Annotated in this window: 18 protein-coding genes and 2 pseudogenes; 16 read left to right on the top strand and 4 right to left on the bottom strand. The window is 62.2% G+C overall.

Annotated elements, in window-relative coordinates; all coding sequences use genetic code 11:
• From FCN77_RS15600 to FCN77_RS15570, 6 genes and pseudogenes are all read left to right on the top strand, one after another.
• Nucleotides 1-1,391 (top strand): annotated as a pseudogene (locus FCN77_RS15600) (class I SAM-dependent methyltransferase).
• A 486-nt stretch (nt 1,392-1,877) separates the two neighbouring features.
• On the top strand, nt 1,878-2,120 hold the full coding sequence (gene nrdH, locus FCN77_RS15595) for a glutaredoxin-like protein NrdH (protein WP_137323000.1): 243 nt from the start codon (nt 1,878-1,880) through the stop codon (nt 2,118-2,120).
• A 39-nt stretch (nt 2,121-2,159) separates the two neighbouring features.
• Nucleotides 2,160-2,633, top strand: a complete 474-nt coding sequence (nrdI, locus tag FCN77_RS15590) for a class Ib ribonucleoside-diphosphate reductase assembly flavoprotein NrdI (RefSeq protein WP_137322999.1) — start codon at nt 2,160-2,162, stop codon at nt 2,631-2,633.
• A 65-nt stretch (nt 2,634-2,698) separates the two neighbouring features.
• Nucleotides 2,699-4,819 carry a class 1b ribonucleoside-diphosphate reductase subunit alpha gene (nrdE, locus tag FCN77_RS15585; protein WP_137324802.1) on the top strand — a complete coding sequence of 707 codons (2,121 nt, stop codon included), beginning with the start codon at nt 2,699-2,701 and terminating at the stop codon, nt 4,817-4,819.
• A gap of 580 nt (nt 4,820-5,399) precedes the next feature.
• The gene (nrdF, locus tag FCN77_RS15575; RefSeq protein ID WP_137322997.1) at nt 5,400-6,374 is read left to right on the top strand and encodes a class 1b ribonucleoside-diphosphate reductase subunit beta; all 975 of its coding nucleotides are present in this window, start codon (nt 5,400-5,402) and stop codon (nt 6,372-6,374) included.
• A gap of 604 nt (nt 6,375-6,978) precedes the next feature.
• Nucleotides 6,979-7,251 carry a hypothetical protein gene (locus FCN77_RS15570; RefSeq protein ID WP_137324801.1) on the top strand — a complete coding sequence of 91 codons (273 nt, stop codon included), beginning with the start codon at nt 6,979-6,981 and terminating at the stop codon, nt 7,249-7,251.
• Between the two features lie 97 nt (nt 7,252-7,348).
• On the opposite strand, the gene FCN77_RS15565 is transcribed toward FCN77_RS15570, so the two are convergent.
• A complete protein-coding gene (locus tag FCN77_RS15565; protein ID WP_254678587.1) occupies nt 7,349-7,801 on the bottom strand; it encodes a hypothetical protein in 453 nt (150 codons plus the stop codon).
• 354 nt (nt 7,802-8,155) lie between these two features.
• On the opposite strand from FCN77_RS15565, the gene FCN77_RS27760 reads away from it, so the two are divergent.
• From FCN77_RS27760 to FCN77_RS15550, 3 genes are all read left to right on the top strand, one after another.
• Nucleotides 8,156-8,290, top strand: coding sequence for a DUF898 family protein (locus tag FCN77_RS27760; RefSeq protein ID WP_368074342.1), 135 nt, complete (start codon nt 8,156-8,158; stop codon nt 8,288-8,290).
• A gap of 171 nt (nt 8,291-8,461) precedes the next feature.
• The gene (locus FCN77_RS15555) at nt 8,462-9,028 is read left to right on the top strand and encodes a hypothetical protein (RefSeq protein WP_137322996.1); all 567 of its coding nucleotides are present in this window, start codon (nt 8,462-8,464) and stop codon (nt 9,026-9,028) included.
• Nucleotides 9,029-9,237: 209 nt separating this feature from the next.
• A complete protein-coding gene (locus FCN77_RS15550; protein WP_254678586.1) occupies nt 9,238-9,924 on the top strand; it encodes a M23 family metallopeptidase in 687 nt (228 codons plus the stop codon).
• 168 nt (nt 9,925-10,092) lie between these two features.
• On the opposite strand, the pseudogene FCN77_RS15545 reads toward FCN77_RS15550, so the two are convergent.
• The 3 genes and pseudogenes from FCN77_RS15545 to FCN77_RS15535 form a co-directional block, all read right to left on the bottom strand.
• A pseudogene (locus tag FCN77_RS15545) lies at nt 10,093-11,973 on the bottom strand (glycosyltransferase family 2 protein).
• Nucleotides 11,974-12,101: 128 nt separating this feature from the next.
• The gene (locus FCN77_RS26010; RefSeq protein WP_175417277.1) at nt 12,102-12,476 is read right to left on the bottom strand and encodes a hypothetical protein; all 375 of its coding nucleotides are present in this window, start codon (nt 12,474-12,476) and stop codon (nt 12,102-12,104) included.
• 309 nt (nt 12,477-12,785) lie between these two features.
• Nucleotides 12,786-12,989, bottom strand: a complete 204-nt coding sequence (locus FCN77_RS15535; protein WP_137322995.1) for a hypothetical protein — start codon at nt 12,987-12,989, stop codon at nt 12,786-12,788.
• Between the two features lie 551 nt (nt 12,990-13,540).
• Here FCN77_RS15535 and FCN77_RS15530 point away from each other — a divergent pair.
• The 7 genes from FCN77_RS15530 to FCN77_RS15500 all read left to right on the top strand — a co-directional run bounded on the left by FCN77_RS15530 (nt 13,541) and on the right by FCN77_RS15500 (nt 22,055).
• Nucleotides 13,541-14,548, top strand: a complete 1,008-nt coding sequence (locus FCN77_RS15530) for a LacI family DNA-binding transcriptional regulator (RefSeq protein ID WP_254679033.1) — start codon at nt 13,541-13,543, stop codon at nt 14,546-14,548.
• A gap of 634 nt (nt 14,549-15,182) precedes the next feature.
• Nucleotides 15,183-16,859, top strand: a complete 1,677-nt coding sequence (locus FCN77_RS15525) for a glycoside hydrolase family 13 protein (protein ID WP_254678585.1) — start codon at nt 15,183-15,185, stop codon at nt 16,857-16,859.
• A 58-nt stretch (nt 16,860-16,917) separates the two neighbouring features.
• Complete coding sequence (locus tag FCN77_RS15520; RefSeq protein WP_137322993.1) at nt 16,918-18,207, top strand: ABC transporter substrate-binding protein; 1,290 nt, start codon at nt 16,918-16,920, stop codon at nt 18,205-18,207.
• Between the two features lie 7 nt (nt 18,208-18,214).
• A complete protein-coding gene (locus FCN77_RS15515) occupies nt 18,215-19,249 on the top strand; it encodes a carbohydrate ABC transporter permease (protein WP_137320997.1) in 1,035 nt (344 codons plus the stop codon).
• A complete protein-coding gene (locus FCN77_RS15510) occupies nt 19,246-20,133 on the top strand; it encodes a carbohydrate ABC transporter permease (protein WP_137320998.1) in 888 nt (295 codons plus the stop codon). Before FCN77_RS15515 ends, FCN77_RS15510 begins: the two co-directional genes overlap by 4 nt.
• A gap of 140 nt (nt 20,134-20,273) precedes the next feature.
• Nucleotides 20,274-20,495 carry a hypothetical protein gene (locus FCN77_RS26395; RefSeq protein ID WP_137324798.1) on the top strand — a complete coding sequence of 74 codons (222 nt, stop codon included), beginning with the start codon at nt 20,274-20,276 and terminating at the stop codon, nt 20,493-20,495.
• A gap of 144 nt (nt 20,496-20,639) precedes the next feature.
• Nucleotides 20,640-22,055, top strand: coding sequence for an NAD(P)H-quinone dehydrogenase (locus FCN77_RS15500; protein ID WP_137322992.1), 1,416 nt, complete (start codon nt 20,640-20,642; stop codon nt 22,053-22,055).
• The last annotated feature ends 56 nt before the right edge of the window (nt 22,056-22,111 follow it).

Below are 22,111 nucleotides of genomic sequence, written 5' to 3'. Positions count from 1 at the left end.
ATGACCGAAGCGACCGGATCCGCTGCAGGCCAGCCTGCCAACAATGCCACCAAGGCCCGAACCGGCTCCGCCACCGACAGCAGAATTCCCTACAGCGTTCCGCGGCCGCCTGCGGTGATTGACGCCACCATCTGGCCGAGCATCGCCACGGTGCCCTCGGGCATCAAGGAACGTGTGGCCGGCAGGGCAGCTGATGCCATCTTTAAGGCAGCCGTCCGGAGGCTTCCCCTCGAAGTCCGCTACCCCGACGGCACAGTCCTCGGCAGGGCAGCCGTGCCTGGCCAGGCCTACCCGGTCATGACGATTAGCCGTCCGGAGCCCTTCGCGGCCCGGCTCGGCGACGGCGGACTGATCGGCCTGGGCGAGTCCTACATGGCCGGAGACTGGGACGCCGATGACCTCACGGCCGTCATGGAAGTCTTCGCCGCCCGCGTCGGGACCCTCGTGCCTGGGCCGCTGCAGAAACTGCGCGCCCTCTACCTGCCGCGCCAGCCGCGCCGGGAACGCAACACCGAGCAGAACACCCGTTCGAACATCTCACGGCATTACGACCTCTCCAATGAGCTCTTTGCCTCGTTCCTGGACAGCACCATGACGTACTCCAGCGCCCTCTTCCCGGAGACTGGCGAGGCGCTGCGGACCGTTGCCTGGGACGGCTTCGCCGCCGCACAGCAGGCGAAGATCGACCGCCTGCTGGACAGGGCCGGCGTCGGGCAGGGGACACGCGTACTGGAAATCGGCACCGGCTGGGGCGAGCTCGCGCTGCGTGCCGCCGCCCGCGGCGCCACCGTCTACTCCGTCACGCTGTCGAGCGAGCAGCAGGAACTGGCCCGCCAGCGCGTGGCGGAGGCCGGCTACGCGGACTCCGTCACCATCGAGCTCAAGGACTACCGGGCGGTGGAAGGTGAGTACGACGCCGTCGTGTCGGTCGAAATGATCGAGGCCGTCGGCTACCAGTACTGGGCCACGTACTTCCAGACGATCGAGCGGGTCCTTGCCCCCGGCGGCAAGGTGGCCATCCAGGCCATCACCATCGCCCACGACCGGCTGATCGCCACCAGGGCCAGCTACACCTGGGTGCACAAGTACATCTTCCCCGGCGGCGTCATCCCGTCCGTCCGGGCCATCGAGGAGATCACCGAGAAGCAGACCGGGCTCCGCGTCCGAGAACGCCTGGCCATGGGCGACCACTATGCGCAGACGCTGCGCCTCTGGGAGGAACGGTTCATGTCCCGGACCGAGGAGGTGGGGCCATGGGCTTCGACGCGGTCTTCCAGCGGATGTGGCTGTTCTACCTGTGCTACTGCAGGGCGGGCTTCGAAACCGGCTACCTTGACGTGCAGCAGATTGTGCTGGACGGCCGGAAGCCGGGGGACCCCTCCCGCAGCTGACCGGAAACCCGGAACCAACCGCAAACCCCGCAGCTAGAACGGAAGCGCGGTTCCGTTCATCACATCAGGGGCCCTGAAGCAGGTTTCAGGGCCCCTTCTGTGTGCCCTTTGACACGCCTGCGGCCGCTGCGCGACACGCCGTCCACAACGCGACACGCAGGGGATTAAATGTGGCTAACTACTCCACAGGGTGTGGATTTCGTCCTCGAAAACAGCTGAAATACGGACATTTTGCAACCCATGGCCTGTGGATTAACAGTGCATTAAATGACATACTTGTAATACATCATCTTGGGGTTCGTCCGAGGCGCTTGCACTACATGTAGTATCGACATACAGATTGACCGGGGCATCTGCGTCAGACATCAACATGCATATAGGCTGCCTGGGCAGCCAGCCGGCGAGACCGTATTCGGACATGGATTCCAGTTCGGGCAGGGCTCGCGGAAACGAAGAGCAATGACTTCAACAAAGGGGACAGGGACCATGACCGTAACGGTTTACACAAAGCCGGCCTGTGTTCAGTGCAACGCGACCTACCGTGCGCTGGACAAGAAGGGCATCACCTACCAGAGCGTCGACATCTCGCAGGATGCGGATGCACTCGAGCGCCTGAAGGCCCTGGGCTACATGCAGGCTCCCGTTGTGGTTACGGACCAGGACCACTGGTCCGGTTTCCGTCCGGACAAGATCGAGGAACTGGCACTGGCCGCTTCCTCCGTGGCGTAGGGCAATCTTCCCACCAACAACACAGGCGAGGTGACTCCCGTGGCAGCACTGGCATTGGCCGATGCTCCCGAGGGGGCTCAGGCCGTCAACACGACCCAAAGCCAACTCATCTATTTTTCCTCGGCATCCGAGAACACCCGGCGCTTCGTTGAGAAGCTCGGCCGGGATGCGGCCCGGATTCCCCTGCATCAGCGTGAACCTGACCTCGTCGCCACCGAGCCCTTCGTCTTGGTGGTGCCCACCTACGGCGGGACCGGCGGCGAGGGCTCGGTGCCGAAACAGGTGATCCGGTTCCTCAACAACCCGCAGAACAGGAACCTGATCCGCGGGGTGATCGGCGCAGGAAACACAAATTTTGGGGACAACTTCTGCATGGCAGGCGACATCATCGCTTTCAAATGCCAGATACCGCACCTCTACCGCTTCGAACTCATGGGGACGCCTGACGACGTCCACCTGGTAAATCAAGGATTGGACAAGTTTTGGACACTACTGTCGCAGACACAGAAGTAACCATGCCTGAGGGTCAGGGTTCCCGCCCGGGCGCCGCCGTCGAGAAGACAGCGGAAAAGCCTGCGCTGCCCGCCGCGTACAAGGGCCTGGGCTACCACGAGCTGAACGCCATGCTGAACCTGTACGGGCCGAACGGCGAGATCCAGTTCGAGGCGGACCGCGAGGCCGCGCACCAGTACTTCCTGCAGCACGTCAACAACAACACCGTGTTCTTCCACGACCTGGAAGAGAAGCTCGACTACCTGGTGAAGAACCAGTACTACGAGCGCGAGACCCTCGACCAGTACACGATGAACTTCATCCGCGAGCTCTACAAGCGCGCGTACAAGAAGAAGTTCCGCTTCGAGACCTTCCTCGGCGCCTTCAAGTTCTACACGTCCTACACGCTGAAGACGTTCGACGGCAATCGCTTCCTGGAACGCTACGAGGACCGCGTCTGCATGGTGGCCCTGCACCTCGCCCGCGGCGACGAGCAGCTTGCCCTGCAGATGGTGGACGAGATCATCGAGGGCCGCTTCCAGCCGGCCACGCCCACGTTCCTCAACGCCGGTAAGCGCCAGCGCGGCGAGCTGGTTTCCTGTTTCCTGCTCCGCATCGAAGACAACATGGAGTCGATCGGCCGCTCCATCAACTCCGCCCTGCAGCTGTCCAAGCGCGGCGGCGGCGTGGCGTTCGCGCTGACCAACATCCGCGAAGTCGGTGCCCCGATCAAGCAGATCGAGAACCAGTCCTCCGGCGTCATCCCCGTGATGAAGCTCCTCGAGGACAGCTTCTCCTACGCCAACCAGCTCGGTGCCCGCCAGGGTGCCGGAGCCGTGTACCTGCACGCCCACCACCCGGACATCTACCGGTTCCTGGACACCAAGCGGGAAAACGCGGACGAGAAGATCCGCATCAAGACCCTCTCGCTCGGCGTCGTGATCCCGGACATCACCTTCGAACTGGCCAAGCGCGACGAGGACATGTACCTGTTCTCCCCCTACGACGTCGAACGCGTCTACGGCATGCCGTTCTCCGACGTTTCGGTCACCGAGAAGTACTACGAGATGGTGGACGATTCCCGGATCAAGAAGACCAAGATCAAGGCCCGCGAGTTCTTCCAGACGCTCGCCGAGATCCAGTTCGAATCCGGTTACCCGTACATCATGTTCGAGGACACCGTGAACCGGGAAAACCCGATCGACGGCAAGATCATCATGTCCAACCTGTGCTCCGAGATCCTCCAGGTCTCCCAGCCCACCACGTACCACGATGACCTGTCCTACGACCAGACCGGCAAGGACATCTCCTGCAACCTGGGTTCGCTGAACATCGCGAAGACCATGGACTCGCCGGACTTCGGCCTGACCATCGAGACGGCCATCCGCTCGCTCTCTGCCGTGTCGGACATGTCCAACATCACCTCGGTACCGTCGATCGCCCGCGGCAACGACCAGAGCCACGCCATCGGCCTGGGCCAGATGAACCTGCACGGGTACCTGGCACGCGAGCGGGTCCACTACGGCTCTGAAGAGGGACTGGACTTCACCAACATCTACTTCTACTCGGTGGTGTACCACGCGATCCGCGCCTCGAACAGGCTGTCCATCCAGACCGGCCAGACCTTCGGCGGCTTTGAGAAGTCCAAGTACGCCTCGGGCGAGTTCTTCGACAAGTACACGGAGCAGGAGTGGGTGCCGCAGACCGAGAAGGTTGCGGAGCTGTTCAGGAACATCCACATCCCCACCCAGGATGACTGGCGCGAGCTGAAGGCTTCCGTCATGGAGCATGGCATCTACAACCAGAACCTGCAGGCTGTTCCGCCGACCGGCTCGATTTCCTACATCAACAACTCCACCTCCTCGATCCACCCGGTGGCGTCCAAGATCGAGATCCGCAAGGAAGGCAAGCTGGGCCGTGTGTACTACCCGGCGCCGTACCTGACGAACGACAACCTGGAGTACTACCAGGACGCGTACGAAATCGGCTACGAGAAGGTCATCGACACCTACGCCGCTGCCACGCAGCACGTGGACCAGGGCCTGTCGCTGACGCTGTTCTTCAAGGACACCGCCACCACGCGCGATATCAACAAGGCCCAGATCTATGCCTGGAAGAAGGGTATCAAGACCATCTACTACATCCGTCTCCGCCAGCTCGCGCTGGAAGGGACCGAGGTGGACAACTGCGTCTCATGCATGTTGTGATCAACCGAAATAGGTTGATCTACGAGGGCGGCAGTCGCTGATCGTGGTAGGTCAAGCTTAAAAGCTTGAGGGGCCGTGCTCTAACACGGCCCCTCAAGAATCTCGCGTACGAGACGTTCCAAATTGAAGTCTGGAGTGTCGAATGTATCAGGGGGCGAGGACGAAAGTCCAACGTGGCCCAGCGAGATTCCGTAGCTGCCAAGAGGCAAGCTATGAAATCAACCGCCGAACATTCGGCAGAGAGGGGCCCAAGTGCCTCAGAAGATTGCACGTGACGCAAAGACCGGGGAATTCGTTCCCATGACGACCGCGCAGCGGCGTCCCAGCACCACGACCGTGGAGTTCGTTGGTTCTGGAACGTCGAATTCCCGACTCGTGAACCGCTCCGCGGACACGGGTCAATTCGTGACGGACACCGCGGCCAAGCGGAGGCCTGCACAGACTATTAGGCAGTGGATCTAGGAACTCCACAGTGGCTGGGTGGGTGCCCAGACGTCCTAGGCACCCACCCAGGCATCTAGAATTGAAACAGGCACGGCGGGTTCTCCCCGTCGAACAGCAATCAGGCGGAGGACGCAAATTGACCGAGAAGCTCAAGTTACTGAGCCATGTTGAAGCCATCAACTGGAACCGTATTCAGGACGACAAGGACGTGGATGTCTGGAACCGCCTCGTCAACAACTTCTGGCTGCCGGAGAAGATCCCGCTGTCCAACGACGTCCAGTCCTGGGCAACGCTGACTCCTGACGAGCAGCAGCTCACCATGCGCGTGTTCACCGGCCTGACCCTGCTGGACACCATCCAGGGCACCGTCGGCGCGGTGTCGTTGATCCCGGATGCAATCACCCCGCACGAAGAAGCCGTGTACACGAACATCGCTTTCATGGAGTCCGTGCACGCCAAGAGCTACTCTTCGATCTTCTCCACGCTGGCCTCCACCAAGGAGATTGACGAGGCGTTCCGCTGGTCCACAGAGAACGCGAACCTTCAGAAGAAGGCCCAGATCGTCATGGACTACTACCAGGGCGACGACCCCCTGAAGCGCAAGGTGGCCTCCACGCTGCTGGAGAGCTTCCTGTTCTACTCGGGCTTCTACCTCCCGATGTACTGGTCCTCACGGGCCAAGCTGACGAACACGGCAGACCTGATCCGCCTGATCATCCGCGATGAGGCTGTCCACGGTTACTACATCGGCTACAAGTTCCAGAAGGGCCTCGAGAAGGTCTCCGAGGAGCGCCGGCAGGAAATCAAGGACTACACCTTCGAGCTGCTCTTCGAACTGTACGAAAACGAAGTCCAGTACACGCACGACCTCTACGACTCCGTCGGCCTGGCCGAGGACGTCAAGAAGTTCCTGCACTACAACGCCAACAAGGCGCTGATGAACCTGGGTTACGAGGCCATGTTCCCGGCCTCTGTCACCGACGTGAACCCGGCCATCCTCTCGGCACTCTCGCCGAACGCTGACGAGAACCACGACTTCTTCTCGGGTTCGGGTTCTTCTTATGTCATTGGCAAGGCCGTCAACACTGAGGATGATGACTGGGACTTCTAGGCGCCGCCGCCGCTGTGAGACGTCGGTCTAGTTGGAAGAACTGGCTCCGATTTGGAAGAAATGCCTAGGGTGGTTGGAAGTCTTCCAGGTAGACCTGTTCTCAGGCCAGAGGCCATTTGCTGGTTCGAGCTTGTTCCATCCAGGTTCGCTGGCTCGGGAGCACTTGGATCAAATCTATTGCCATACCCGTGCCGTCGCTGCCTTTTCGGAGCGTATCGAGAGGCGGTGCTTGAGTCCGTGTCTACAGCGCGGGAGGCGGTGAGACGATCACGGGAGTATCGGTTCTGATGGGACCTTTCTTGACTGTCCGGTTAGAGCGGATCCCTGCCTGACGTCAGTTGAGTACCGATACTCGCGGCAAATCGGGATCTGTTGCGGCATTCCTGACACTTTGCCGTGAGGCTCCATGGGGTCACGCTGACACTCGCCGCGGGGGAGGCCGCCGGCAGAACATACGAAAGCCGCCGGGAGCGATTCTGGCGGCTTTTTCTCGCTGCCTATCGAAGATAAGCCGGCCGTGGTAGCTTCTCCTTGGATTAGGAGTTCCTCATGCGATTGCCTTCCAATCCGGCTCCTGATACCGCTTTCGAAAGCAGAGGCAATGATGGCAACTCTATTGGTCTTCCATGAGGTCGACGACGTTGACCACTGGCTCAGCTCGCCGCGACGCCAGGAACTCTTCGGACCTATGGGTATGACTGTTCGAACCTTTGTCGACCCGGGGAAAACCAACCGCGTCGGCCTGATCGTCGAAGTCCCGGACATGGACACGTTCCAGCGAATGATGGAGTCCGAGGCAGCGGCCGACGCCATGAAATTCGACGGCGTACGCCCGGACACGATCCTGATGCTGGTCGAGCCCGAGCCCAGCACCTGACCCGGGGACGTAGGCTGGCGGCTTTTGAAGCGTGCAGCCGCTCATACCTGCAATCTGCCGCCGGTGGGCGGTGGGTTTGGCTAGCCCCGCGGGTCGTTCAGGTGGCTGTCCTGGCACGCCCAGAAACACCGCGGCTCCGGCCGGGCCACCGTGAAGAGCCGGCAGAGTCGCATGGAACCGCGACGAGTGCACATGGGATCATCCGGATTGTCCATGGCCTGGCGCGAGCGAACGTCTGCTGCCGCAGAAGTACGTGGCGAAGCGATGGTCCTCGGGACCAAGTTGCCTGTCCATCTACATCTTCCTTCTTCTTCTCCATGCATGACGTTGAGCCAGTCGAAACTCCGGGAATCTGGCTAGCACTGAGTCGCCGCGGACTGGATCTGAAAACCGCCCGCGACCAGCTGATTTCGACGGCGGCTGCCGCGTACCAGAGGCGGGTGTCCGCGTCGTTGAGCTTCTCGAGCAGGGCGATCTGGTGGCCCCGCGGCAATGTTGCAATGCGTTGCAACATTGCCGGATTGGGCCACGCTTCGGCGAATGACTTCATGTACCGGAGGTTGCGGGGAGAGAACCCGCGCGCACCGGGAAACTCGCGGCCGGCTACCACTGAGGCATGGAGCTAGCCGCCGGTGTGCTCGGACACGACGCACCGCCGACGTGCTTCCGCGCCCCGGGCTGAATCTCTCCGCCGTTCTGATTCATACGCCTGCGTTCTCCAGTACCATTTCGGCATCCGTGACGCGCAAATTGCCGGACATGAGCTGGGGGAGGAGGGCATCGCGAGTAGTGGCCAGTATTTGATTCTCACTTTTAACTTGGGCGGATACTCGGAACAAATCAGATGCTGTTGCCGTAAACCCGTGCAGGACCGGCTCGGGCGGCAGCATGACAGCTTCAGTTCATTGGCACCGGGTGGGGCATTTTTGGGCTGTGGATCAAATGGCTGCTCCTGAGCATCATCACGCTGGGCATCTACACCTTCTGGGTCTACCCGCGGCTGATGCAATGGAAGGTCGAAAAGACCGTCTACGCCTAAGCAGAAGTGCCCTGTACCCCGCTGCGGTGCAGGGCATTTTGCTGGTTGCCGGAGTTGACTTGAAGAACAGGGTCCAACGTTGGGCCCGTTCGGGAGCCATATGGATTACTGCTGTTAGAGTCCGGATATGACCCACGAATTCAGTTCCGAGGCGGCCACCCTTACAGACAAATGCCGGTCATTGTCGTGAACGAGTACCGGGCCTACCGGCTTGGTCAGGGCGCTGACGCTGACCGGGATGGCACCAAAGAATTGCTGGCTACTTTCAGAGAAACTGGTGGGAGTGCTGGGTGGGCGGATTTGGTGAACAATCACAAGCCAGCCCACACGCAGCCCTACGCTCCGCTGAAAGCTGAGGTCAGATGGCGAGCAGCTGAAGCCCTGCACAATAAGCTCCACATCACGACCCGAGGCGAAGTCCATGCCGCCTACGCCACAGAAAAATCATTGGCTGACTTGAAGAAAACCTGGTTATGTTTGCCGAGCCAATCGTCTGGCGTCACCTTCAATTACTTTCTTATTCTTTGCGGCTTCCAGTCTGTGAAGCCTGACCGAATGGTCACCCGCTTCGTGGAAGAGCACGCAGGTTTCGGAGGCCAGGACATCACGCCCATGCAGACCGCCGAGCTGATCGGGCAAGTAGCCGAAAACGACCCAACTCAGCCGAGAATGCTCGACCACGTGATCTGGCGTCATGTGTCAGGCCGCGAGATCTTTCGCGCAGATGAGCTGAACTAACATCCAGGGGCGGTCAGCCGTGGCCGGGTCTCGGCGATGGCAGGGCCGGGCGGTCTTGCTAGGCATTGATTCAGATGCGTTTGGGGGAGGAGAGTTTGTGGAAGCCGAGCCGGGTCCTGCGAGGCCTCCAGGACGGGCCCCCATCGAAACGAGGACCACGTGATGCAGACTCGTAGAACAGCGATCCTCCCGGCAGGACCAGCTTCACCATGGTCGGACTCGCCATGACCGAGGGTTCCTTCAAGGATTCTCACGGCCCCCCGGCGGATGCGGTGGTGCTCGACTTTCCCTTCCGTGGCAGCTGGCGGGTGGAAAACAGCCCAGCCCGCCGAGTGCCAAGTCATGGCACGTACGTTTTCGGCACGTCGCACGCGATCGACTTCGTCGCAGTCGATAATAGCGGCAGGTCTGCACCCCGCACCTGGCGCAGCCTCGTGGCTCCAGAACCCGCCGAAATGTTCATCGGCTTCGGGCAGCCGATCCTGGCGCCATTGTCAGGGACGGTGGTTGCCGTCCATGACGGCGAACCGGATCATGAGGGACGCCGGTCGCAGTTGACACTCGTGCCATACATGCTGGGCCAAGCAGAACGAATCCGCGCAGGAGTTGCTGCCATCGCAGGGAACCACGTCGTGATCGCTGCGGGTCACAACGGTCCCTTCGTGCTCCTGGCACATTTGCGCCAGGGCACCGTCCAAGTGCGCCCGGGGCAGCCAGTGCAGGCGGGCGACTCCGTCGCCCAATGCGGTAACTCTGGTAACAGCACCGAACCGCACGTGCACGTCCAAGTCTCAGATTCGATCGACTGGAACAGGGCTCGCGGCGTCCCCCTCGCCTTCCGTGACCGTGGCGGGACTGTCTGGGTACCGGGCGAGTCCGAGATCGTCAATGCCTGAACTGCTGCGTTCGTGATTGTGCCGGTCTGGCAACCGCTGGAACATGTCTGGCTGCACGCCGCCCCGGTTCTGGCTCGCGCAGTTAGTCAAAGCAATCAGGTCAGCATGCTGAAGTAACTTGGCGCCACCTCTCGCTTTAACGGGCGTGCGGTTAGTGGGCCGTCGGCACTAGCCTGTGTTGAATCCCTTGTAGAGGGCTGCTCGGATGATCACGCTGAGGATCAGCAGATCGAATAGGACCCACGCAATGTTCACCAGGGTTCCGGCGGGAGCGCCCACTCCCGTGAACATCCGGACGAGCCCGGTGATGGCTGCCACGATCAGGGCTGCGATGGCCACGAGCTGCGGACGGATCAGTGACCAGGGCGGACCCCCGCCCTGGCGGGTTTTCGAGGTGACCGCGAACCCCAGGTCACGGCCGAAGATGACGTTGCCCGCCGCCGTCGTGCAGGCTTTGATCCAGATCGGAAAGAGCGCAACACTGTATTGCTGCCCGCGCCAGGTCCTCCTGCCCCGGGCTGCGACGAAGAACAGGACCTGGTTCATGATCAGGAACGGGATCAGTCTGACGAAGAAGTCGATTCCGAACGCGTCCACTGGCAGTACTCCGAAGCACAGGAAAATGATGGGAGCCGCGATGTAGACGACCGCGGCAAATCCGGAGAGGTAGTTCCACATCGTGGAGAAGTACATCAGGCGTTGCCCCACGGTGAGTCCTCGCTGGAAGAGGGGGTTTTCGCGCAGGAACACCTGCATGGTGCCCTGGGCCCAACGCAGCCGCTGGGTGAGCATGGTCCGAAGGTCCTCCGGTGCCAGGCCTTTGGCCAGGATTTCGTGGTGGTAGACGCTCTCCCATCCCTGGGTGTGCAGCCGCATGCAGGTGGCCATGTCCTCGGTCACGGAGTTTGTGACCATCGGCATGACCGGGAGTGCTTCGTCGGATCGGTCCACGTCCAGTTCCTGGACCATTTTACGAACCGAGCGGATGGCGCCTAGGGGTGACCAGTCGCGCCGGGCCAGGCGGTCGATGGCGTCGTCGTCGATATACCCGCCTGTCCGGCAGTCTACGGAGAGGCGGCCGATCTCGTCCAGGTCGGCCTGAATTGATGCGACGTCGACAGTGACGATGCTCCGGGCTGCCGCATCGACCTTTCGCTGGAAGTCATAGGTGACGTTCGCGACTGGCTTGTTTTCGTGCAGTTCCCTGCGTGCGCTGCGCACCGCCAGACCGACGTCGTCCAGCGCCCGGGCCACGTGCGGTCCGATAGCGCCGTATTCGGCGCGTGCCTTGGTGATGACCTTGTCGGCGGCCTTCAGCGTCTCCCGGACGGTGGTCCGTACGCCTTCGACGTAGCCGGTGATCCCGATCTGCATGAGGGCCTCGCGCCGGATCATGGCATTGGAGCCGCAGAAGAACGCGGCGTTCCAGCCGTCCTTACCTTGCTGGATGGGGCCGTAGAACAGCGGTGCCTGGCTTCCGAGGATGTCATCGTCCGTGACGTTGGAGAATCACTGCGGGGTCTGGACCAGGGCGACTTTTTCGTTGTTGAAGTGGCCCAGCATGCTGTCCACGATTCCCGGTTCCGGGATCTGGTCCGCGTCCAGGATGAGCAGGAACTCGCCCTGCGTTACGGCCAGCGCGTTGTTGAGGTTGCCGGCCTTCGCGTGTCGGGGCAGGTTTTCCCAGTCGGGGGAACGGATGATGTAGCCGATGCCGGCTTCTTCAGCCGCCCACTTAATGGCTGCGCGGGCACCGTCGTCGAGGATCCAAGTCTTGTGAGGGTAGCTGATGCGGCGGGCGGCGAGGGCTGTTGTCATGACGAGGCCGACGGGCTCGTTGTAGGTGGTGATGAAGACATCCACCGTGAGGCCCTCGGCCGGGGCCGGAGGGACCTCGCGTACACGCAACCGCCACATGGTGACTCCGAAGAGGAAGGCATCGATCAGGCTGTAGGTTTCGACCATGACCAGCGGCACGCTGATCCAGGCTGCGGACCAGTTCACGGAAAATAGCCACCGCCACACCATGTAGTTCACGCCCAGGATCATCGTCAGTGTGGTGAGGATCCGGACAACGAGTTGGTGGTTCAAGGAGGGGCCTTTCAAGCCTCAGTCCCGGTTTGCCGCGACGCACCCGCTGCGTGTTGTATGCAGCAGGTGCGTCGCGACGGCGGGCATTACGAGTTTCTGGTTGCAAGGGCTGCGGCAAGGGCGTTCGTCGAGGCGGTGGAGCTGTTGATGCGCCAGTCGACTTCCTTGTTGTGGTGGAACCAGACAAATGTGGTTGGCGGGATGGTCACGGCCGCGGTGAAGGATCCGTTGCCCTTGGTCGTGAATGGGACGCTGGTTGATCCGTCCGTCAGCGTTCCGGAGGATTGACGGGCGAAGCCGGCGCCGGTCACTGTGACGGATGCTCCGGCCGGGCCTACAGCGGCGCTCAGTGTGATTCCGGCGCGCCCTGCGGCCTCCGAAGGCGCGGCGATGCCAAACAAAGCGGCTAGTGACAGCAGAATGCCGGACACCACAAGTCGAACAAAACGGTTCTTATGCACAAACACTCCCTAGCATCAGCGAAACCAAGCCCCGGTGTTAGGGAGAAAATGTTGGCCGCGGTGGCCATGGTTAGGGGGTGCGCAGCGATTCGTGCTCAGCGAAAAGATTCGGATTCAACGAAAGCCACCGAGGCGCCCCCAATTTTCCCTCCCAAGTCCTGTACCAGCGGCTTGGAAAAGGATCCCCAGACAATGGTTGCAAACGGCATCGGCCCGCAGATAGAGCCGGAAGTCCTTGGGAAACCCTGTGCTTCCCGGGGGAAAACCCGCACCACCCTTGGCAAACCGTGTGCTGAGGAGCTGTATGGGTCAGCCGGGCAGGATATGGCGGGCCGAACCAAGATGGTAGTGAAGGTAGGCGCAGGCCTCAGAATGCAGCTCGTAAGTGGAGGTGTCCACCACTGCCCAGGACAGGCCTCCAGCCTTGTGGATGACCCTGAACGCGATCCATTGCCGTGAAATCGGGACGTTCGGGTGGTTGGTCGGGGGAAACGGATTCAGGGACTGCGGCAAACGAACGTACCTCGTCAGGGGTAGATAATCCGTGTGTCTCGAGACGACCCTTGTTCAGAACACACATGGCTGCGAACCCAACCTGAGAGTAGATAAGACGTACCTGGACGCGCCAGTTTTCCACGCTCACGACGCCGCTGGACCCTACTGCCGCGGAGATCTCGCCGTTGGACCAGTCCCCATGCTGAACCAGTGGGATGATTCCGTGTCCGGGTCAAGGGGCCAGATCATTCCGTCATGGCGCACAGCCCAGGGCCGGCCGTCAGCGTCGAACCGAACCTGGACTTCGTCGCCCGGGAGCGGGCTGCCAGCCGTATTAATCATTTCAATTGCTGGAAGGAACGTCATCCTCCCACCAGCTAGGTACGGGTAAGTGGTAGCACGGGAGGGGGAGTCCAAGCGCGGCAGGCAACACTGCGTGTGACAAGGCAGAAGAGCAAATCAGAACGCAGTATGCTGATTAAGCGCGTCGATGGTGGTGGGTCGCCGCTGCGTACTCCCTGGCGGCCCCTACAATCGACATCGGTTCTGAGGAGGATCATTTGGCTACCATGGCCGACGTCGCGCGTGTTGCCGGCGTTTCAAGGAGCACCGTGTCATACGTGCTGAGTGGAACCCGGCCGATCTCGGAGGAGACGCGACAGCAGGTCCTGCGGGCCATGAAGGACCTTGACTACACGCCCAATGCCCTTGCCCAGGGCCTGGCGGGGAAACGCACGGGAATAATAGCGCTGATCTTCCCCATCGGGGACGTGGGCTTCAACCTGACCGAGTTTGAGTACATCCGTGCAGCCTCCGAACAGGCCCGCGAGGACGGCTACCATCTGCTGCTGTGGCCCTATGGGGCGGATGAAATCGACGCCGTGCGGAAGATGGTCAGCCAGGGCATCGTTGAGGGTGTGGTGCTCATGGAAGTGCGGACCGTCGATGAGCGGGTGTCTTTCCTGTTGGACGCGGGAATTCCGTTCACTACCATCGGCCGCACCGGGGGGCATCAGGCGCAGGCGTACGTCGATACCGATTTCGAAGCTATGGGGGCAATGGCGGTCGAGTATGTTGCCGGGCTGGGGCACACGGACATAGGATTTCTCGCCCGGTCGCAGTCGGACCTTGACGCAGGGCACGGGCCGTTTGTGAGGACGAGGGACGCGGTCATTGCGTCCGCCGAGGCGCTGGGTATCCGGTCCCACGTGTTCACCGCATCCCTGACTTTTGATGCCGGTTGGAAGGTCTTGGACGAGATCCGGAAAGCTGCGCCAGGGCTGACTGCTCTGCTCTCAATCAACGAGCCCGCTACCCTGGGACTAATGGCAGCCGCCAGAGAACAAGGTCTCCGCATCCCTGGCGAGCTGTCTGTTGTGGGTCTCACCATCAGCGACCGCACGGCACAGGCGAGCCACCCGAGCCTGACCAGCGTCTCACCGAATCACAGCGACATTGCCAGGCTGGCCGTCAGATATCTGATCCGCCGGCTTCGTGGCGAGGATCCTGCGACGTTCCAGACGCTCATTAGGCCCGATTTGATTGAGCGGGGCAGCACCGCCGTCGCGCCCGCCTGACCTGTAGTGGATCCTCGGTGCGGGGTGTGACCCAGCAAAGCAAAGCGCTGGGTAGAGGGTGCGCTTGAGGCTCTCCTCGCGTGCTCGCATCAAGACTGCCGGCATCTCGACCAAGCCGGTATCGCATCGGTCGCTAGCCTTTCGGGGCATCCGTCCGAAGGGCATTCCGGCCGATCCGGAACGGGCAACTCAAAAAAGCCCTCTTCGATCCGTGTGGGTCGCGTCCTGCCGCCCAAAGCCTGCTGGGATGGCAAACAATCTGAAGGCGAGAAATGCCGCACCGCCGCCATCTGCATTGACGCACAGGTGCTGCCGCCGAATCCAGCTGACGCCCGCGAGCAGGCTCTCCCTTCGAAAGGCCCTCTGCCGTCGCAGGCTCCACCCTTTGGCCCACACATCCAAGTCCGCAGCATGTGTTCCCATTGCGCGGGCAGCAGCGTGAGTCATCCCTGATGTGAGCATTGACACACTCCTGCCGAATGCTCTAATCTCGTTGAAGCGCGTCGACTATCCGCGTCGACTATCCGCGTCGACTATCCGCGTCGACTACTCGCGTCGACGCTGCCACTTCGACGCCGCCACGTCGTTCCGCTCAGGGATGACGCCGTTTCGCACGGCAGATAGGAAGCAAGACTTGAACAGCCCCGAAGACGTGAGCTATTCCGTCGACACTGATGCCAGCTGGTGGCGCCAGGCGTCCGTGTACCAGATCTACCCGCGCAGTTTCTCCGACTCCAACGGCGACGGCTTGGGCGACGTCAGGGGCATCACCGCCAAGGTCCCGTATCTGAAGGCGCTGGGGATCGACGCCGTCTGGGTGAGCCCTTTTTACCCGTCCGCCCTGGCGGACGGCGGCTACGACGTCGACAACTACCGCAACGTGGACCCGCGGCTAGGTACCCTGGCCGACTTCGATGAGTTGGCTGCCGCGCTGCAGACCGCAGGCATCAGGATCGTGGTGGATATTGTCCCCAACCACTCCTCGGACCGGCACGAATGGTTTCAGGAAGCACTGGCCGCGCCGAAGGGCTCGGCCGCGCGGCAGCGGTACATCTTCCGTGACGGGCTGGGGGAGAACGGCGAGCTGCCGCCGTCGGACTGGGATTCCAAGTTCGGAGGCCCGGCCTGGGAACGCATCACCGAAACGGACGGCACGCCCGGGCAGTGGTACCTGCACATCTTCGCGAAGGAGCAACCGGACTTCAACTGGGACAACGCGGAGGTGCGCGGGGACTTCCTCAGGACCCTGCGCTTCTGGTCCGACCGTGGCGTGGACGGTTTCCGCGTCGACGTCGCCCATGCCCTGGTTAAGGATTTATCCGAGCCACTGCCGTCCAAGGCCGAGCTCCCCCAGGAGGGCACCGGAGTTGATGGCCTCCCGGACGGGTCCCACCCGTTCTGGGACCGTGACGAGGTCCACTCCATCTACGCCCACTGGCGCAGTGTCCTCAACGAGTACACCCCGCCGCGCGCCGCCGTCGCGGAGACCTGGGTGCACGCGGACCGCCGCTCCCGCTATGCCACGCCTGACGGGCTGGGCCAGGCTTTCAACTTCGACCTCCTCCAGGCGGACTTCGACGCTGAACAGTTCCACGCCATCATCGTCAAGAACCTTGCCGAGGCCGCTTCCTCGGGCGCGTCCTCGACCTGGGTGCTCTCCAACCACGACGTGGTCCGCCACCCAACCCGCTACGGCCTGCCCCAGAGCGGCGAACGCCGATGCCGGGACTGGCTGCTCGCCGGGGGCCCGGCCTCCGGCGTCGACACCGAGCTTGGCCTGGGCCGCGCCCGTGCCGCGTCCCTGCTGATGTTCGCGCTGCCCGGTTCCGCCTATCTGTACCAGGGTGAGGAGCTCGGGCTGCAGGAAGTCGGCGACATCGCCGCCGGCGAACGCCAGGACCCGGCATTCTTCCGGAACCCGGGCGTGGCCATCGGCCGCGACGGCTGCCGTGTTCCGCTGCCCTGGACGGCGGAGGGCCCTTCCTTCGGCTTCGGCGAGGATGGCGCGCACCTGCCGCAGCCGAAATGGTTCGCCAACTACGCCGTGGACGCCCAGGACAAGGTCATGGGCTCCACCCTTGAAATGTACCGCGAGGCGTTGCGATACCGCCGGCTCTTGCGGACCGAAGAGCGGCTGACGTGGGTGTCTGCCGGCGACTCTGTCCTGCATTTCGTACGCCCCAACGGCTGGCAGTCGGTGACCAACTTCGGCACCGGGCCCGTCGAGCTGCCGGAAGGCATCATTCTCCTCAGCAGCGGCCCGCTGACCGGCAGCAAGCTCCCGGCAAGCACCACCGCCTGGATCATCTGACCCCTTAGTTCTGCCCAACATCCGGCGACGTGCCGGGTGCTCTTAAGAAGGAGCAACAATGAAAGCAAAGCTGACCGCCACGGCAGCACTGATGATGGCCGGCGCACTAGCCCTGTCCGGCTGCGGAGGAGCCGCAACCAGCGGCACCGCAGGTGGCGGAGGCGGCGGCGACGCCGAACAGGGCCTCGACGGCCGCGGCCCCATCACGTACGTCCAGGGCAAGGACAACAGCAACGTTGTCCGTCCCCTGATCGAAAAGTGGAATGCGGCCCACCCGAACGAGAAGGTCACGTTCAAGGAACAGACCGACCAGGCTGACCAGCAGCACGATGACCTGGTCCAGCACTTCCAGGCGAAGGGCGCTGACTACGACGTCGTTGATGTTGACGTTGTCTGGACGGCCGAGTTCGCGGCCAAGGGCTGGCTCCAGCCGCTCAAGGACAAGATGGCGTTGGACACCTCCGCCATGCTCAAGCCGACGGTCGACAGCGGAACCTACAAGGGAACCCTGTACGCGGCCCCGCAGACCTCGGACGGCGGCATCCTCTACTACCGCAAGGATCTGGTTCCCACCGCGCCGACGACGTGGGAGGAGATGATGGGCATGTGCTCCATCGCCAAGGCAAACAACATTGGCTGCTATGCGGGCCAGTTCAGCAAGTACGAAGGCCTGACGGTTAACGCTTCCGAGGCCATCAACTCCTCGGGCGGTTCCGTGCTGGACAAGGACGGCAAGCCCAGCCTGAACACCGCCGATGCCAAGGCAGGGCTGGAAAACCTCGCGAAGGCGTATGCTGACGGGAACATCCCGAAGGAAGCCATCACCTACAAGGAAGAAGAGAGCCGGCAGGCTTTCCAGGACGGCAAGCTCCTCTTCCTGCGCAACTGGCCGTACGTCTACAACCTGGCCACCACTGAGGGGTCTTCCAAGGTGAAGGATGTGCTGGGCATGACTGCCCTTCCGGGCAAGGACGGACCGGGTGCTTCCACCCTTGGCGGCCACAACCTCGCCGTGAGTGTCTATTCAAAGAACAAGGCCACCGCCCTGGACTTCCTGAAGTTCATGACCTCGGAAGAGACTGAGAAGTTCTACGCAACCCAGGGCTCCCTTGCGCCGGTCCTGGGCGCGCTGTATGAAGACAAGGAACTTGTGGCCAAGCTGCCTTACCTGCCGGTGCTGAAGACGTCGATCGAGAATGCCGTGCCGCGTCCGGTCTCGCCGTTCTACCCGGCGGTCACCAAGGCCATCCAGGAAAATGCGTACTCCGCCATCAAGGGAGAGAAGACCGTGGAAACCGCACTGTCTGATATGCAGAAGTCCATCGAATCCGCCGGCGCGGCGGGGTAACGCTGCCATGGCAACCGAATTGGGCCCGACGCCGGTAAAGCCGGCGTCGGGCGGTACCCCCGTCCACCACGCCCCCAAGGGCGTCGGTGAGGACAACAAGATCCTGAGCCAGGGCAAATGGGCTTCCTGGCTGCTGGCCCCGACCATCTTCGCCCTGGCGATCGTGATCGTTTACCCGATTATCAGCGCCATCGTTATGTCCTTCCAGAAGGACGCCGGGCTGGATCCGGTCACCGGGCTGTTCACGGCCGGCGGCCCGGCCGGCATCCAGAACTATGTCAACTGGCTTGCCCAGCAATGCGCGGCACCCGGAGGCGGAACGGTGGCATGTCCGCCCGGGACCCTCGGCGGCCAGTTCTGGTCCGCGACGGCCACCACGTTCTTCTTCACCGTGGTAACCGTGACCTTGGAGACCGTGCTCGGTTTCTGGATGGCCCTCATTATGGCCAGGACCTTCCGGGGCCGCAGCCTGGTCCGTGCCGCAGTCCTGGTTCCGTGGGCCATTCCCACCGCCGTGACCGCCAAGCTGTGGCTGTTCATCTTCGCTTTTGAAGGCATCGCCAACAAGCTGTTCAACACCACCATCCTGTGGACAGGCAGCGAGTGGCCGGCCAAATGGGCTGTCATCATCGCCGACGTCTGGAAGACCACGCCGTTCATGGCGCTGCTCATCCTCGCCGGACTGCAGATGATCCCGGCCGAGGTCTATGAGGCTGCCAAGGTTGACGGTGCCACCACCTGGCAGCGGTTCCGGATGATCACCCTGCCGCTGGTCAAGCCGGCGCTGATGGTGGCTGTCCTCTTCCGCACCCTGGATGCCCTGCGGATGTTCGACCTCCCGTACATCCTCACCGGCGGTGCCAACAACACCACCACGCTCTCCATCCTGGTCATCAACCAGATCAGGCAAGGATTCAACGCGGCGGCAGCATTGTCCACCATCACATTCATCATCATCTTCCTCGTCGCGTTCATCTTTGTCCGCTTCCTCGGGGCGAATGTCGTGGAACAAAGCGGAGCCACCGGTAAGGGGAAGAAATGACCGCCGCGACCGAACTCCGGGCACAGCAGGACAAGGGCAGGAAGGCCTCCCAGAACAAGGAGAAATGGACGCAGGGCCGCACCTACATCAGCGCCGCCGTGGTCCTGATCTGGTGCCTGGCCCCGGCCTACTGGATGGTGGTCACGGCATTCCGGGAGGTCGGCTTCACCTACGACACGTCCCTACTGCCGACCCACGTCACCCTGGATAACTTCAACACCGCGTTCGATACGTCCTTCGGCAACCACTTCGGCCAGGCCTTGCTCAACAGCGTGTTCATCGGCGGTGTCGTCACTGTGGTTTCGCTGCTGATCGGTGTGTTCGCCGCCTACGCCCTGGCACGGCTGAATTTCCGGTTCAAGTACCTCGTGCTGGGCTTCATCCTGGGTGCGTCCATGTTCCCGGGCGTCGCACTCATCACGCCGCTGTTCCAGCTGTTCACCAACATCGGCTGGATCGGCACGTACCAGGCGCTGATCATCCCGAACATCTCGTTCGTGCTGCCGCTGACCGTATACACGATGACGTCCTTCTTCCGCGAAATGCCGTGGGAGCTGGAGGAATCGGCACGGGTGGACGGCTGCACCCAGGGTCAGGCGTTCCGGAAGGTGATCATGCCTTTGGCGGCGCCGGCCATCTTCACCACGGCCATCCTGGCGTTCATCTCCTCCTGGAATGAGTTCCTGATTGCCAGCCAGCTCTCCAGCGACGCGACCCAGCCGGTCACGGTGGCCATCGCGAGCTTCGCCGGGGCGCAACCGAACCAGATTCCGTACACGGCCATCATGGCCGCCGGAACCATTGTCACCATTCCCCTGGTGATCCTGGTCCTGGTCTTCCAGCGCAAGATTGTTGCCGGCCTCACCGCCGGCGCCGTCAAGTGAGGCGTCGCCCGCGGCTAGCGGACAGGAAGGCCGAGCGCATCGGCAAATCGTCGACATCCTCTGCGGGTGCTGGCGTTCCGTTCCCGTTCCCTCTGAGACAAATGCCCGCGTATACGCACGAAACCCAGAAAGACATGAATATGGAAACCCTCACCGAGCACGACCTGTCAATAACTGTCATTGTCACTGATCGTGACAGCCTGGAGAACCAACTAAACGCCGCCGTGTCTGCTGTCCGTGAAAGAGCAATAGGCGAATGGCGACGGGGGATTGTTGTTACCAGGCACGGTGCCAGTGAATTCACTGTGGCGCTCAGCGACAGTGTCCCTTTCGGGCTGACCCAGGAGAGCCACGCTTGGTAGGTCCTGGGGGCGCGCGCCCTGCGTTGCTCGTCCGAGTGCCCATCGTTTGAGTCACGGGCTGGAACTTACCGATCCGCAAGCGGCCATAACTGCGGACTGTGAACCCTTAGAGTTCGCACCGCTTCCACGAGAATAGAAGTTTTTATGACTACACATCCGGTCCTGAGTTCACCCCGTATCGCAATTCTCGGTGGGGGACCAGGTGGTTATGAAGCCGCTATGGTCGCCGCTTCCCTCGGCGCGGCGGTGACCGTTATCGAACGCGCCGGCCTGGGCGGATCCGCCGTGCTCACGGACGTCGTTCCCTCCAAGACGCTCATCGCGACGGCGGACCTGATGACCCGTGTCGGAGAGGCCGAAGAGTTGGGGGTTAAGTTCGACGTCGAGGGGGGAGATTGCACTCCGACCATGCGAGCGGACCTCAAGCACATCAACGACCGCCTCCTGGCACTGGCCCGTCAGCAGTCGGCCGACATTCAAAAGGGCCTCGAAAATCTGGGTGTCCGCGTTCTCATAGGCTCCGGCACGCTGGTGGACAACCACACAATCGAGGTCCTCGGAGCAGACGGCATCGAGATTGTGGAAGCCGACGCGATCCTCCTCGCAGTCGGGGCCCACCCCCGCGAACTGCCCACCGCCCGTCCCGACGGTGAGCGCATCCTGAACTGGGCCCAGCTATACAACCTCGAGGAGTTGCCCGAGGAACTCATTGTGGTCGGCTCCGGCGTGACCGGTGCCGAGTTCGCGTCCGCCTACAACGGGCTGGGCTCCAGAGTGACCCTGATTTCCAGCGGAGACCGTGTCCTGCCAAGGTCGGACCTTGACGCCGCAGAGGTGCTGGAAGGCGTCTTTGAACGCCGCGGAGTCAAGGTCCTCGCCCGGTCCCGAGCCGAAGCCGTGGAGTGCACCGGGGACGGTGTGGCCGTGGTGCTGGGCGACGGCGTCAAAGTAACCGGCAGCCACTGCCTGGTGTGCGTCGGGTCCATCCCGAACACCGATGGCATCGGGCTGGAGGCAGCCGGCGTGGAGCTCACTGAAAGCGGACACATCAAGGTGGACGGTGTCTCCCGGACGACCGCGTCAAACATCTACGCGGCGGGCGACTGCACCGGAGTTTTCGCCCTGGCGTCCGTGGCCGCCATGCAGGGCCGCATAGCGATCGCCCACTTCATGGGAGACGGCGTCACTCCGCTGAAACTGCACCATGTGGCCTCCAACATCTTCACCTCTCCCGAGATCGCCACCGTGGGCGTGTCCGAGGAAGACGTGGTATCAGACAAATACCAGGGCGATGTTGTCAAGCTCCCCCTGAGCAGCAACGCCCGCGCGAAAATGCGCAACCACAAGGACGGCTTCGTCAAGATCATCGCACGCAAGGGATCAGGCACCGTGATCGGCGGAGTCGTCGTGGGACCGAACGCCTCCGAGCTGATCTTTCCGATCGCCATCGCGGTCGCGCAGAAACTGCATGTCGATGACGTCGCCAGCACCTTCACGGTGTACCCGTCCCTTACCGGATCCATCGCCGAGGCCGCGCGGCGCCTGCACGTGCACATGTAACCACGTCCCTCGCTCGTGGTGCTCCGGTAACCGGGCGTTCCAGCCCCAGAGCACCC

The organism is Arthrobacter sp. 24S4-2, from assembly GCF_005280255.1.
GTDB lineage: Bacteria > Actinomycetota > Actinomycetes > Actinomycetales > Micrococcaceae > Arthrobacter.
The sequence above is the reverse complement of the archived record's forward strand: the minus strand, read 5'-3'. Positions and strand labels throughout refer to the sequence as shown.

What these genes read in the sequence shown, in the direction of transcription:
- FCN77_RS15530 (WP_254679033.1), top strand. Translation starts at nt 13,541, where the DNA reads ATGGCCGACGTCGCGCGTGTTGCCGGCGTTTCAAGGAGCACCGTGTCA.
- FCN77_RS15550 (WP_254678586.1), top strand. Translation starts at nt 9,238, where the DNA reads ATGGTCGGACTCGCCATGACCGAGGGTTCCTTCAAGGATTCTCACGGC.
- FCN77_RS15515 (WP_137320997.1), top strand. Translation starts at nt 18,215, where the DNA reads ATGGCAACCGAATTGGGCCCGACGCCGGTAAAGCCGGCGTCGGGCGGT.
- FCN77_RS15570 (WP_137324801.1), top strand. Translation starts at nt 6,979, where the DNA reads ATGGCAACTCTATTGGTCTTCCATGAGGTCGACGACGTTGACCACTGG.
- FCN77_RS15520 (WP_137322993.1), top strand. Translation starts at nt 16,918, where the DNA reads ATGAAAGCAAAGCTGACCGCCACGGCAGCACTGATGATGGCCGGCGCA.
- FCN77_RS15510 (WP_137320998.1), top strand. Translation starts at nt 19,246, where the DNA reads ATGACCGCCGCGACCGAACTCCGGGCACAGCAGGACAAGGGCAGGAAG.
- FCN77_RS15565 (WP_254678587.1), bottom strand. Translation starts at nt 7,801, where the DNA reads ATGAAGTCATTCGCCGAAGCGTGGCCCAATCCGGCAATGTTGCAACGC.
- FCN77_RS15500 (WP_137322992.1), top strand. Translation starts at nt 20,640, where the DNA reads ATGACTACACATCCGGTCCTGAGTTCACCCCGTATCGCAATTCTCGGT.
- nrdH (WP_137323000.1), top strand. Translation starts at nt 1,878, where the DNA reads ATGACCGTAACGGTTTACACAAAGCCGGCCTGTGTTCAGTGCAACGCG.
- FCN77_RS26395 (WP_137324798.1), top strand. Translation starts at nt 20,274, where the DNA reads ATGGAAACCCTCACCGAGCACGACCTGTCAATAACTGTCATTGTCACT.
- FCN77_RS15555 (WP_137322996.1), top strand. Translation starts at nt 8,462, where the DNA reads ATGCCGGTCATTGTCGTGAACGAGTACCGGGCCTACCGGCTTGGTCAG.